The organism is Acidovorax sp. NO-1 (genome assembly GCF_000238595.1).
In the GTDB taxonomy this organism is placed as follows: domain Bacteria; phylum Pseudomonadota; class Gammaproteobacteria; order Burkholderiales; family Burkholderiaceae_C; genus Acidovorax.
Map to the genome: position 1 here is coordinate 1 of NZ_AGTS01000040.1, position 12,642 is coordinate 12,642.

At 68.6% G+C, this 12,642-nt stretch carries 14 protein-coding genes; 10 read left to right on the forward strand and 4 right to left on the reverse strand.

All coding sequences use genetic code 11. The annotated features are described in order from the left end of the window. Window positions 1-171 precede the first annotated feature (171 nt). Window positions 172-726, reverse strand: coding sequence for an adenine phosphoribosyltransferase (locus KYG_RS03955; protein ID WP_008903538.1), 555 nt, complete (start codon window positions 724-726; stop codon window positions 172-174). 188 nt (window positions 727-914) lie between these two features. Between KYG_RS03955 and KYG_RS03960 the strand changes: the two genes are divergently transcribed. The 5 genes from KYG_RS03960 to KYG_RS03980 all read left to right on the forward strand — a co-directional run bounded on the left by KYG_RS03960 (window position 915) and on the right by KYG_RS03980 (window position 6,981). Then, complete coding sequence (locus KYG_RS03960; protein WP_008903539.1) at window positions 915-3,977, forward strand: EAL domain-containing protein; 3,063 nt, start codon at window positions 915-917, stop codon at window positions 3,975-3,977. 228 nt (window positions 3,978-4,205) lie between these two features. After that, window positions 4,206-4,601: a VOC family protein gene (locus KYG_RS03965; RefSeq protein ID WP_008903540.1), complete on the forward strand. Its 396-nt coding sequence runs from the start codon at window positions 4,206-4,208 to the stop codon at window positions 4,599-4,601. Between the two features lie 91 nt (window positions 4,602-4,692). Next, window positions 4,693-5,301: a bifunctional 2-polyprenyl-6-hydroxyphenol methylase/3-demethylubiquinol 3-O-methyltransferase UbiG gene (locus KYG_RS03970; protein ID WP_008903541.1), complete on the forward strand. Its 609-nt coding sequence runs from the start codon at window positions 4,693-4,695 to the stop codon at window positions 5,299-5,301. After that, window positions 5,298-6,044 carry a tRNA-uridine aminocarboxypropyltransferase gene (locus KYG_RS03975; RefSeq protein WP_008903542.1) on the forward strand — a complete coding sequence of 249 codons (747 nt, stop codon included), beginning with the start codon at window positions 5,298-5,300 and terminating at the stop codon, window positions 6,042-6,044. Before KYG_RS03970 ends, KYG_RS03975 begins: the two co-directional genes overlap by 4 nt. Next, window positions 5,992-6,981 carry a PA4780 family RIO1-like protein kinase gene (locus KYG_RS03980; protein ID WP_237707194.1) on the forward strand — a complete coding sequence of 330 codons (990 nt, stop codon included), beginning with the start codon at window positions 5,992-5,994 and terminating at the stop codon, window positions 6,979-6,981. The genes KYG_RS03975 and KYG_RS03980 overlap by 53 nt, the downstream gene beginning before the upstream one ends. Window positions 6,982-7,011: 30 nt before the next feature. Here the strand turns inward: KYG_RS03980 and KYG_RS03985 are convergent, their stop codons facing one another. Next, on the reverse strand, window positions 7,012-7,665 hold the full coding sequence (locus KYG_RS03985) for a DNA-3-methyladenine glycosylase (RefSeq protein WP_008903544.1): 654 nt from the start codon (window positions 7,663-7,665) through the stop codon (window positions 7,012-7,014). A 257-nt stretch (window positions 7,666-7,922) separates the two neighbouring features. Between KYG_RS03985 and KYG_RS03990 the strand changes: the two genes are divergently transcribed. Together KYG_RS03990 and KYG_RS03995 are read left to right on the forward strand one after the other, a co-directional pair. Beyond that, complete coding sequence (locus KYG_RS03990) at window positions 7,923-8,174, forward strand: hypothetical protein (protein WP_008903545.1); 252 nt, start codon at window positions 7,923-7,925, stop codon at window positions 8,172-8,174. 141 nt (window positions 8,175-8,315) lie between these two features. After that, a complete protein-coding gene (locus tag KYG_RS03995; RefSeq protein ID WP_008903546.1) occupies window positions 8,316-8,897 on the forward strand; it encodes a hypothetical protein in 582 nt (193 codons plus the stop codon). Window positions 8,898-8,924: 27 nt separating this feature from the next. Here the strand turns inward: KYG_RS03995 and KYG_RS04000 are convergent, their stop codons facing one another. Beyond that, window positions 8,925-9,971 (reverse strand): serine hydrolase, encoded by a 1,047-nt coding sequence (locus KYG_RS04000; protein ID WP_008903547.1) that lies wholly within the window; start codon window positions 9,969-9,971, stop codon window positions 8,925-8,927. A gap of 140 nt (window positions 9,972-10,111) precedes the next feature. Between KYG_RS04000 and KYG_RS04005 the strand changes: the two genes are divergently transcribed. After that, window positions 10,112-10,984, forward strand: a complete 873-nt coding sequence (locus KYG_RS04005; protein ID WP_008903548.1) for a hypothetical protein — start codon at window positions 10,112-10,114, stop codon at window positions 10,982-10,984. A 34-nt stretch (window positions 10,985-11,018) separates the two neighbouring features. Here the strand turns inward: KYG_RS04005 and KYG_RS04010 are convergent, their stop codons facing one another. Continuing rightward, window positions 11,019-11,675 carry a TetR/AcrR family transcriptional regulator gene (locus KYG_RS04010; protein ID WP_008903549.1) on the reverse strand — a complete coding sequence of 219 codons (657 nt, stop codon included), beginning with the start codon at window positions 11,673-11,675 and terminating at the stop codon, window positions 11,019-11,021. Between the two features lie 85 nt (window positions 11,676-11,760). Between KYG_RS04010 and KYG_RS04015 the strand changes: the two genes are divergently transcribed. Both KYG_RS04015 and KYG_RS04020 read left to right on the forward strand, forming a co-directional pair. After that, complete coding sequence (locus KYG_RS04015; protein WP_008903550.1) at window positions 11,761-12,189, forward strand: VOC family protein; 429 nt, start codon at window positions 11,761-11,763, stop codon at window positions 12,187-12,189. Next, on the forward strand, window positions 12,186-12,642 hold a 457-nt coding region (locus KYG_RS04020), incomplete at its 3' end, for a glutathione S-transferase family protein (RefSeq protein ID WP_008903551.1). The genes KYG_RS04015 and KYG_RS04020, both read left to right, overlap by 4 nt.

Genomic DNA, 12,642 nt, shown 5'->3' on the forward strand with positions numbered 1-12,642 from the left:
AGGCCGGGCGTGCCGGTGCGGTCCGGCCCCATCTTGCCGCCCGCGCAACCCACTGGTTTTGAGGACACCGAGATGCCCGGTGCCGACAGCCCGGCCCCCGATCTGAGCAGCACCCAGTACGGCGAGCTGAACTGAAACCCCGCAGCACCCAAGAGGCTGCGCGGGAGGCGATCAGTGCCCCTCGAAATCCACCAGGGTATACAGCGGCAGGCCGGATTCGCGCAGACGGCTGGAGCCTCCCAGCTCGGGCAGGTCCACGATCGCGGCGCCCTCGGTGACGGTGGCACCCAGTTTCTCCAGGAGCTTGCGGCCGGCCATCATCGTGCCGCCGGTGGCGATGAGGTCGTCGATGAGCAGCACGCGGTCGCCGGGCTTGACGGCGTCGGTGTGCAGCTCCACGGTGGCGCTGCCGTATTCGAGCTCGTAGGTTTCCTCCACGGTCGTGAACGGCAGCTTGCCCTTCTTGCGGATGGGCACGAACCCCACGTTGAGTTCATAGGCCACCACGGCACCCAGGATGAAGCCGCGCGCATCCAGCCCGGCCACCACATCGGGGCGCAATGCCTTGTCCATGTAGCGGTGCACAAACGCGTCGATCAGTACGCGGAACACCTTCGGGTCCTGCAGCAGCGGCGTGATGTCACGGAACTGCACGCCGGGCGCGGGCCAGTCGGGCACTGTGCGGATGTGCTGGCGGAGGTATTCGTTGACGCTGAGTGGCTGCATGGTCGGGGAAGGGTGTTGGGGCAGGGCAAAGGCACGGCGCCGAAAGCGGGGTGCGGCGCAAAGTGTATCCAGTAGGCGCCTGCGGCCCTTGACCGCGGGGCCGCGGGGTGCGGTCGAAACCCGCATAATGTTTCAGCGCTGTTACTTTCGGGCTGACAGCACCCTCGATCACCCCACGCCGGTCGGCCATGCCCATCTCCATCCTGCTGATCGAAAGCGATCCCCTTCACGCGCAGGCCGTGGTCGACGCGCTGGCGGACCCCTGGTCGGGCTGGCGGGTGGAGGTGGCCGCATCGCTGCGGGAGTCGGGCGAATACCTGGACCGCAACGCGGGCAGCCCGCCCGATATCGTGCTGGCGGCGCAGCGCACGGTGGACGGGTCGGCCTTTGACCTGTTGCGCATGCTCGACGGCGTGCCGGCCATGATCATCGTGCGCGCGGGTGCCGAAACCCACGCCGCGCAGGCCATGCGCTACGGCTTCGATGACTTTGCGGTGCAGGATACTGCGCTGGACTACCTGCTCACATTGCCGGCACAGATTGACTCGGTGCTCGAGCGCAGTTCCAGCGCCCGGGCCCGGCGCGCCGCAGAAACCATGCTGGCCCGCCAGCACAGGCTGCTTCAGGCGATCTCGCGGGCCCAGGCCATGTTCATTGCCAGCTCCGGGCCCCGGGCGGCCTTCGAGGCGCTGCTGGACGAGCTGATGGCGCTCACCCAAAGCGCGTTCGGCATGGTGGGCCAGGTGCAGCGCGGCGATGACGGGCACCCGTACCTGCGGGTGCACGCCATCACCGACATCAGCTGGGACGAAGCCTCCCGCGCCCGGTATGCGCAGCACGCAGAGGGTGGCATGGTGTTCGACAACCTCCATTCGCTGGTGGGGGCTGCGCTGGTGACCGGTGAGCCGGTGCTCACCAACGATGCGCGGAGCGACCCCCGCAGCGCCGGCACGCCGCGGGGGCATCCGCCGCTGCTCACCTACCTGGGGCTGCCCATTCACGCCGCCGGGGAGCTGGTGGCCATGGTGGGCCTGGCCAACCGGGCCGAGGGCTACTCGGCCGCCGATGTGCAGTTTCTTCAGCCCCTGCTCAACACCGTAGGCCAGCTGGAGATGGCGCGCCGTGCCGAACTGGCGCGCAGCGCCGTGGAAGCCCAGCTCGAGCGCACCAGCGCCCTGCTGGCCGAGAAGACCCGGGCCTTGGAAGGCACGCTCGCCAGCGTCTCGCAGGGCATCACCAATGTGGATGTGGAGGGCCGCATCCGCGTGTACAACCGCCGCTATCTGGAGCTGCTGGACCTGCCCGAATCGCTCCTGGCCACGCAACCGCGGGTAGAGGACGTGGTGCGCTTTCAGGCCGAGCGCGGGGACTTTGGCCAGGGGTTCGAGCTGATCGAGCTGGGGGCGCGCAACTACGTGGCGTCGGAATACGCGGCCCACGGCGGCAGGCTCACCATGCCGGAAACCTACGTGCGGCGCAACCTGCAGGGCCGCTACATCGAAGTGCGCACCCGCGCGCTGGAGCAAGGCGGGCGCGTTCGCACCTTCACCGATGTGACCGATTACCTCAGCACGCTGGAGGCCCTGCGCCTGAGCGAGTCCCGCTGGCGCAGCCTCACCCAGCTGTCCTCCGACTGGTACTGGGAGCAGGACGCGCAGTTCCGCTTTGTGCGGCTGGACGGCAACCCCCACAACGAAGCCGGCGTGCCCGACGACATGCACTACGGCCGCACGCGCTGGGAGCTGCCCCACACCTTTGTGAGCGAAAGCCAGTGGCGAGAGCACCGCCGGCAGCTGGAGGCGCACGAGGTGTTTCACGACTTCGAGATGCAGCGCCTGGCGGAAGACGGCAGGCCCGTGTGGATCTCCATCAGCGGAGAGCCCATCTTTGATGAGGCCGGCCAGTTCACCGGCTACCGGGGCGTGGCGCGCGACATCACCGAGCGCAAGCTGGCCGAGGCGGAGATCCAGCGCCTCGCGTTCTATGACGAGCTCACGGGCCTGCCCAACCGGCGGCTGCTGATGGACCGGCTCGAACGCGCGGCCAGCGCCTGTGCGCGCGAGGGCAGCCATGGCGCCCTGCTGTTCCTGGATCTCGACAACTTCAAGGACATCAACGACACCATGGGCCACGAGTGGGGTGACCGCCTTTTGGTGCAGGTGGGCATGCGCATCGGGGCCAGCGTGCGCGCCACCGACACCGTGGCCCGCCTGGGCGGCGACGAATTCGTGGTGGTGCTCCAGGGCCTGAACGCCGAACTGCCGGCGGCAGGCGCAGAGGCCGAGGCCGTCGCGCTGAAGATGCTGACCGCATTGAACCAGCCCTACACGGTGCAAAACAGCGAAGTGCACAGCACCCCCAGCATTGGCATTGCGCTGTTTCGCGATGTGCAGCTGCCCGTGCAGGAGCTGCTGCAGCGCGCTGACCTGGCCATGTACCAGGCCAAGGCCAAGGGCCGCAACACGCTGTGCTTTTTTGACCCTGCCATGCAGGCCGCCGTCACGGCCCGATCGGCACTGGAGGGCGACATGCGCCAGGGCCTGCTGCGCAGCGAATTCCTGCTCCACTACCAGCCGGTGGTGGACGAAGCGGGCCAGGTGCTGGGCGCCGAGGCGCTGGTGCGCTGGCACCACCCTCAGCGCGGCATGGTGTCGCCCGGGGATTTCATCCCGCTTGCCGAGCAGACGGGGCTCATCCTGCCGCTGGGCCGCCAGGTGCTCACCCTGGCCTGCCAGCAGCTGGCGCAATGGGCGGCGGCGCCCGCGACGGCGATGTGGAGCCTGGCCGTGAACGTGAGCGCGCAGGAGTTCCGGCAGCCCGACTTTGCCGACGGCGTGCTCAGCGTGCTGCGCGCCGCCGGTGCCGACCCCGCCCGCCTCAAGCTGGAGCTGACCGAAAGCCTGCTGCTGCACGATGTGGAAGACAGCATCCTCAAGATGCAGGCGCTGCGCACCCAGGGCGTCGGTTTCTCGCTGGATGACTTTGGCACGGGCTACTCGTCGCTGAGCTACCTCAAGCGCCTGCCGCTGGACCAGCTCAAGATCGACCAGAGTTTTGTGCGCGACGTGCTCACCGACCCCAACGACGCCACCATCGCCTGCACCATCATCACGCTGGCGCGCAGCCTGGGCCTGGATGTGGTGGCCGAGGGCGTCGAGACCGAAGGCCAGCGCGCGTTCCTGCTGCGCAACGGCTGCCGCCAGTTCCAGGGCTACCTGTTCGGCCGCCCCGGGCCTGCGGGGCTGCTTTGATTTGCTATTAATAATATAGCTGTTGGCGCTTTCTGTATAAGCGCTAGAGCCTGATTCGACTCTGAAAATGCCCATGGGCTTCGGACCGATGGCCTGCAGCGCGCCGGGGCATGGCCGGCGCTGTCAGCCGCCCCTTTCGCCGACGGCGGGCATGGGGCATCTACCAGCGGGTAACATCGCAGCGCCCACAAACCGCCCCGCCCCCGGGGCCCAACGGAGACACGCAAAATGTTCAGTCATGTGATGGTCGGTGTGAACGATCTGGAGGCATCCCGCAAGTTTTATGACGCCGTGCTCGGCACGCTGGGCGTGCCGCCCGGGGTGGCCAACAAGAACCGCTACTTCTACCGCGGCCCCACCGGTACCTTTGGCATCACCACCCCGATCAACGGCGAGCCTGCCACCTTCGGCAACGGCGCGACCATCGGTTTTGCCATGCAGTCGACCGAGCAGACCGATGCCTTCCACGCCGCCGGTGTGGCCAACGGCGGCACCACCTGCGAAGACCCCCCGGGCTGGCGCGAAGGCCCCGGCGGCAAGCTGTACCTGGCCTACCTGCGTGACCCGGACGGCAACAAGCTGTGCGCGCTGCACCGCCCGCCCAAGGACGCCGCAGTCAAGTAGGCCCGGGCCGAAAGCCGACGGTCCGCGGCGGGCGATACTCCCGGGCCCGGCGCGGTTCGCGCCGCCGCATCCATGCCAGAGGACACACCCATTGAAATCCGCCAGCGCCACCACTTTTGACGAGGCCTACTACCAGCGCTTTTACTTTGACAAAAAGACCAGCGTGGTGGACCCGGCGCACATGGAGCGCTTGGGCACCTTTGTGTGCAGCTACCTCAAATACCTGCGCGTGCCGGTGAGCCGCGTGCTGGACGTGGGCTGCGGCATCGGGCTGTGGAAGGGCATCGTGGCGCAGCACTTTCCGGGCGCCAGCTACCAGGGCGTGGAGTTCAGCCCTTACCTGTGCGAGCGCTTCGGGTGGCAGCAGGGGTCGGTGGTGGACTACGTGGCCGATGCGCCGTTTGACCTGGTCATCTGCCAGGGCGTGCTGCCCTACCTGAGCCCGCCGGATCTGAAGGCGGCGCTGCTCAACCTGGGCCGCCTGACCAAAGGCGCGCTGTATGTCGAGGCCGTCTCGCGCGAGGATTTCGAGCGCGACATCATCGACGAAGAGATCACCGACAACCGCGTGTTCCGCCACCGCGCCGAGCTCTATCGGCGCGGCCTGCGCGAAGGCGCCATCGAACTGGGTGGCGGCGTGTGGCTCAGCCGCAAGGCCGAGCTGCCGCTGTTTGCGCTGGAGCAGGCGGGCGGGCAGTGACCGCCCCTGCGCCAAGCCCTGCACCGCACGCCGTCTCGCGCCTGCGCGCGGAGCGCCTCGCCCGCAGCGCCAAGCCCTTTCTGGCCCGGGGCGGCCCCAAAGGCGAACGCTGCGCGGGCTGCCGCCTGGTGCCCAGCCACTGCCTTTGCGCGCTGCGCCCCACGTTGCCCACGCGTGCAGGCATGTGCCTGCTGATGGCCGACATCGAGCCGCTCAAGCCCAGCAACACCGGCTGGCTGATCGCCGATGTGGTGGCAGACACGTACGCCTTTGGCTGGGCGCGCACCGAGGTGCACCCCGACCTGCTGGCGCTGCTGGCCGACCCGCAGTGGCAGCCGTATGTGGTGTTCCCCGGCGAGTTCGTGGAGCCTGCGCGCGTCGTCACGCAGGTGGCTACCGCCGAGGGCAAGCGCCCGCTGTTTGTGCTGCTCGACGCCACCTGGCCCGAGGCGCGCAAGATGTTCCGCAAGAGCCCCTACCTCAACCACCTGCCCGTGCTGAGCCTGGCGCCCGAGCAGCTCTCGCGCTACCACCTGCGCCGGTCCAACCGCACGGACCATTTCTGCACCTCCGAGGTGGGCGCGCTGTGCCTGGAACTGGCGGGCGAGCTGCATGCCGCGCAGACGCTGGAGGCCTACCTGGACGTGTTCACCCACCACTACCTGCAGGCCAAGCACCAGCTACCGGTAGATGACAGCGATGCGGTGCACCAGCGGCTGCGCGATCTGCGCGGCGCGGGCTAAAGAAACGCCCTGCGTCCACCGGCTCAGGGCGGGGCATTGCGCCACGCGGGCAAAATGCACCGATGAAAGCTCCCCCCGCCTGCAGTCCCTCATCGAGGAAGGCCTGATCGACACCGTGGTCCGCCAGCTCATGAGCGGCAAGGAGGCCATGGTTTTTGTGGTGCGCAACGGCGACCACACGCTCTGCGCCAAGATCTACAAAGAGGCCAACAACCGCAGCTTTCGGCAGGCGGTGGACTACACCGAAAACCGCAAGGTCAAGAACTCGCGCTCGGCCCGTGCCATGGCCAAGGGCAGCAAGTTTGGCCGGCAAGAGCAAGAGGCCGCCTGGCAAAGCGCCGAGGTCGATGCACTCTACCGCCTGGCCGCTGCGGGCGTGCGCGTGCCGCAGCCCTACAACTTTCACGACGGTGTGCTGCTGATGGAGCTGGTGACCGACGCCCATGGCGACGCCGCCCCGCGCCTGAACGATGTGAGCTTCACCCCCGAGGACGCTCGCACCCACCACGCCACGCTGGTGGCCGAGGTGGTGCGCATGCTGTGTGCGGGTGTGGTGCACGGCGACCTGTCGGAGTTCAACATCCTGCTGGCGCGCCTGCCGGGCGCAGACGGCGCAGACTCCCACGATGGTCCGGTCATCATCGACCTGCCCCAGGCCGTGGACGCTGCGGGCAACAACCACGCCCAGCGCATGCTGCTGCGCGATGTGGCCAACCTGCGCGATTTCTTCGGGCAGTTCGCGCCCGAGCTGCGCAGCACGCAATTCGGCCCCGAGATCTGGAGCCTGTACCAGAGCGGCCTGCTGAGCAACGAGACGCCTTTGACGGGCCACTACGCGCCGCAGCATGTTGATGTGGACATGCAGGCCGTGCTGCGCGAGATCGACGATGCGCGCGACGAAGACGCGGCGCGCAGGCTGCGCATGGCCGCCGGCTGACCGGCCACCGCCCAGCCTGCAGCCCGGCAGTCAGCCCACGCCGCTGGGCCGACCACCACCGGTGGGCACCACAAACGCGCGGCTGAGGTAGCGCGAGCCGCGCAGCCCAAACCGCCAGGGCACATCGACTGCCTTCGAGATGCCAATGCGCGGGCCCGCGACCACGTCGATGGCCGCCGCCCCCTGCGGCTCCAGCAACGAAAACGGCGGCAGACTCAGCGGCCGCCCGTTCATGCTGGCATCGATGCCCAGCGCCTGCGCCAGCCGCCCGGGCCCTGCGCACAGCAAGCGCACGTCCTGCAGCCCGCGCCGCGCCTGCATGGTGGCGATGCCATGGGTGGGCTCCAGCGCGCGCAGCAGCACACCGGCGCCGTGCCCGACGTCGCGGCACACGGTGTTGATGCACCAGTGCAGCCCGTACGACCGGTACACATACGCACATCCGGGCGGGCCAAACATGGCGGCATTGCGCGGCGTGGCGCCGCCGAAGGTGTGCGACGCAGGGTCCGTCTGGTCATAGGCCTCGGTTTCCACAATGGTGCCGCCCACGCCGTCCACCAGCAGCGTCACGCCGATCAGGCGCCTGGCCACGTCCTGCGCTGGCGCAGCAAAGTCAATCGCGGCGCATACAGGCGGTGTGTCGAGAGATGGCGTTGTCGTGGCAGACGAGGGCTGGCGCAGCATGGGGGTGATGCTAGCGGCCGCCAGACTGCGTTGGCCTGGTGAGGTGGCGCATTGCGTTGTGCTCTGCGGCCTACGACGGGCTGACGGAACACTCTTTTTTTCATAGCTGCTTGCGCTTATCCAGCAAGCGCTGAGGGCCAATTTGGCTTGAAAATGTTGCCCCGCGCTGTGCCCTTGTACCCGCAGGTGCCTTACAGTAGCCGCCCGCCGTACACGAACCCACCCACCCATCCACCAGCCCCCGACGGCTGCCCCCCATGACCAAAGACCTCGCCCGACAGAACGAACTCAAGCCCATGGCGCTGTGCGAGCCCTGCCAGGGCATCCAGCGCAACTGGCGCAAGGCGCCCGGCCACGCCGAGCTGGTGCAGCGCGGCAACCGCAAGGAAGACCGCGACACGGGCCCCGTCACCATCACCCGCTATGTGTGCGACCGCTGCGGCACCGCGTGGGAATACGAAAACGACAAATCCAACCAGAAGGCCGGCTGGTCGGTGGTGGGGCGATAGGGCGACAGGGCATCGCACCTTTCAACCGCCGCTGCCGGGGCGCAATGGCAGGCGCCCGCAGTTTTTGTTGTAACCCCTGGTGACGCAGGCTGCACCTTTTCATCCTGAACCGGTCCCACGGGCCTTCAAGGAGACTGCCGCATGCTGCACCGCAGACGATTTCTGAACACCGCTTCCAGCAGCCTGGCCCTGGGCGGGGCGGGCTGGCTGCTGCTGGTGGCGCGTGGCGCACGGGCCCAGCCCCGCTACACCGTGCCGCTGGCCCAGCTGCAGGAGATGGCGGCGCAGCGGTTTCCGCGCAGTGTGCCGGTGCAGGGCCTGCTCGATCTGACCCTGCAGGCGCCCGCGCTGCGCCTGCTGCCCGAGGTGAACCGCCTGGGCGCGGCCATGGTGGTGGACGCGGCGGGCCCGGCCCTGCGACGCAGCCATGCGGGCCTGTTCGATGTGGAGTTCGCGCTGCGCTACGAGGCCAGCGACCGCACGCTGCGGGCCCACCAGATCCGGCTGGGCCGGCTGGACTTCCCCACGCTGAAGCCGGCGGTGGTGCAGCTGCTCAATACCTACGCCCCGGCGCTGGCCGAGCAGTCGTTGCGCGAAGTCACCCTGCACCAGTTGCGCCCGCAGGACACGGCCGTGCTGGACGGCCTGGGCCTGCAGCCCGGGCCGATCACCGTCACGGCCGAGGGGCTGACGGTGGCGTTTGTGGGCAAGGCACCGGGATGACCACGGGGCGCAGGGGCCTGTCCTGCGCTAGTTCGGCTCTGCCGCCACGCGGCGCTGGGCCGCTGCAAAGGCCTGCTGGCGAATCCATTGCAAGGCCTGCCCGCGTTGACCGCTTTCTGCCGACACGGTGGATGTGGTGGCCACCACCAGGTCCAGCGGCGGATACACCCAGATGAGCTGCCCGCCCCAACCGCTGGCCATGAAGGTGGGGCGTGGCGCCTTGCCCGGCACCACCCACCACAGCTGGCCGTAGTGCAATCCCGCGGGAGGGCCGCCCGCGCTCTGGGCCTGCACCGAGGCATCGACATACGCCGCAGGCACCAGCGGCTTGCCGTCCCACTGGCCGCGTTGCAGGTACAGCTGGCCGAGCTTGGCCATGTCCAGCGTGCGCAGGTGCACGATGCTGCCCTGGTAGCGTGGCTCGGCAAAGCCCAGCGGGCCGACGAGCTGCTGGCGCGCGTAGTCGGCCAGGGGCATGCCGGTGGTTTTCTCCAGAACAGCCACCAGCAGCGGCGTGACGGAGTTGTCATACGCGAACACCTGCCCCGGCTCTGCCGCCAGCGGCCGTGCCCAGGCTTCCTGCGGGGGCAGCGGGGCAGCGGTACCCGCGCGGGTGCGGGGCGTGTCGGCCTGCGAGAAGCCCGGCGTCAGGGTCAGCAGATGCCGCAGCGTGATGGTGGCGGCGCGCGGGTCGCTGTTCAGGGGTGCCCATTCCGGCACCAGCTCGGTCACGCGCTGGTCCACGCTGGCGATGCGGCCCTGCGCGATGGCCGTGCCCACCAGCGCCGACAGCGCACTTTTGGAGGCCGACTGGGTGTCGCGCAGCCTGTCCGCATCGCCATCGCGGTAGTAGCTGTACACCACCCGGCCGCGCAACACCACCACGGCGCTTTCCACATCGGTGAGCTGCTGCGCCAGCACCTCGCCCGCCCCCTGGAACGCCGTGGCATCCAGGGCCTGTTCTGTGGGGGTGGCGCTGGTGCGCCAAGCGTGGCCCGCAGACTGTGCGTGCGCGGCGCCCGGCCCCAGGCAGGCCAGCAGGCTCAGGGCGATCCAGAGTGAACGGTGGCGCATGGGGCTCCTTGCGGCGATCGGCAGTTGATGGTGCATGCAGTGTAGGCAGAAAGACCGGAACCCGGTGGTGCCTGCAGGCCGTCAGCACCACCGGGTGCTGCGGCGATATAGTGGTCGACCCTTGCTCCTGGACGCACTTCGTGAACCACACCCTTCGCCCCTTGCGCAGCGCCTGCACGCTGGCCGCTGCGCTGCTCGCCCTGGCGGCCAGCTTTGCCACCCACGCCGCCACTCCTGCCGAGGCGCGCTATGTGGGCGATTACCGCGGTGGCTCGGTGGACACCGTCACGCAGCTCGCACTGCTCGGTGACAACACGTTCTGCTTTGCCGTGACGGGCGGCGCGCTGGACATGCTGATGGCGGGCCGCTGGAAGTCGGAGGGCACCGGCGTTCGCTTGCAGCAGGTGCGGCCGGAGCAGACCCTGTTTCCGGCCTTTGCGCGCAAGGTGGCGGCGCTGGGCGACCGGGTCGAGTTCGACTTTCACGGCCGCTCGCTGTCCAACGCCCGTGCGCCGGTGTTTGCGGTGTCGGCCGACGACCAGCCCCCCGCCACGCTGCGGCCGCTGTTTGTCGCGGACAACAGCACCTGGTCGGAGAGCTACCAGCTGCCCGCCTTGCCCGCGCAGGCGGTGCGCACCTTCTACCTGGGCGAGGTGGTGGACGGAGCACCGGGCAAGGCGCCGGTGGTGAAGGTGGTGCAATACCGCCTGGACGGTGCCAATTCCGTGCGCGTGGGGTTCGATCAGCTCCAGGCCATGCCCCCCATGGTCCAGCGGGCAGAGCTTCAGGGCGACATGTTGTTCCTGTCGGGCAGCCGCCTGGGCCAGCGCCGGGCACTGAGCCGCGAAGTGGAGCAGGCGGTGCGCACAGGCTGTGTGGAGCCCGCCCTCAACCCCAACGTGCCACGGCCTGTGAAAAAAGGTCAGGACAAGCCCCTGGAGCCGCTGAGAACCTTCACGCTGGGCCTGGAGGCCATCCAGGGCAAGCCCTTCTTCGAGGCCAAGGGCAACTGAGCTTCGGGCCCCGGCGCTCCCCGGGCGGGCCGTGCTACAGCCCGCGTTCCACCATGTCGAGCAGGCGCTGGCCAAGCGCCTGCAGCATGGCGGGCGGCACGCCGCGCAACGGGCCATCCAGGCTCAGCAGTGCCATCCCGTGCACGGTGGACCAGGCCAGGTATTCCGCCCCGGGCCGGCGTTCTGCGGGCAGCGCGCCTGCTGCCACCAGCGCGTCCAGTGCCGCGCTGAGGTGTTCAAACGGGTTGCGGCCGGTGGCGCCCCCCATGGCCGGGTCGGGCTGCTGCTGCACGCTGAACTGGCCCCCGAACGCCGTGCGGAACAGGCCGGTCTCGGCCCGCGCAAACCGCATGTAGCCCGCGCCCACGGCGCGTACCTTGGCGCGTGCCTGCTCGGTGGCGCTGCCCTGCAGGGGCACGCGCTCCAGTTCCGCCTCCATGAACCGCGCCGCCGCGGCCACGGCCGCCGCGCGCACCGCGCCGAGCAGGTCGTCCCGGTTGGCGAAGTGGCGGTACGCCGCATTGGGCGCCACGCCGGCGCGGCGGGTGGCTTCACGCAGTACCACGGCATCGGGGCCGCCGGCGCGGGCCAGCTCGATCCCTGCGTCCAGCAGGGCGCGGCGCAGGTCACCGTGGCGGTACGTGTTGCGGTTGGTTGCAGTCATGAACGTCGAAATGTGGACACTGTTCATTATCTCTGCTATCTTTTGTGGACGGTGTTCACAATTGAATGCCGATACCGGTTTCACCCCTCCACCATCCCCAAGGAAAGCACCCATGAAAGTCGAGTCCTACCTGATGTTTGAAGGCCGCTGTGAAGAAGCCCTCGACTTCTACCGCCGCGCCCTGGGCGCCGAAGTCACCACACTCATGCGTTTCAAGGACAACCCCGAGCCCGCCGGGGCACCCGGTTGCGGCGAAGGCGGCGGCCCGGGCCCCGCGCCCGACATGGTCATGCACGCCGAATTCACCGTGGGCGAGACGACGGTGATGGCGTCAGACGGCATGGGGTCGGGCACCACCAGCTTCCAGGGCATTTCGCTGGCGCTCAGCCCGGCGGATGAAGCCGAGGCAAAGCGGCTCTTCAACGCCCTGGCCGATGGCGGTCAGGTCCACATGCCACTGGCCAAAACGTTCTTCTCGAAGGCCTTCGGCATGGTGGCTGACCGCTTTGGTGTGCCGTGGATGGTGGTGGCGCCCGAATGAGCCTTGCGCCGCAGAACCCCAACGCAGGTGCGGCCATGCTCGCCCTCTATGGACACCCTTTCTCGTCCTACACCCAGAAGGTGCTGACTGCGCTGTATGAAAACGGGACTCCCTTTGAATTGCGCAATCTCGACCCCGGTGCGCCGGGCAACCATGCGCCCGAATGGCTGCGCCGCTGGCCGTTGGCGAAATTTCCACTTCTGGTGGATGGCGATCACACGGTGGTGGAGAGCAGCATCGTGATCGAGCACCTGCAGTTGGCCCACCCGGGGCCTGTGCAGCTGATACCGGCCGACCCTGCAGCGGCGTTGCAGGTGCGGTTCATGGGCCGGTTCTTTGACCTGCACGTGATGGCGCCCGTCCAGCACGCGGTGAACGCTGCGTTGACTGGCGACCCCGCCAAGCGCGTTGACGGCGTGGCCTGGGCCGCTGACAAGCTGGAGAAGGCCTATG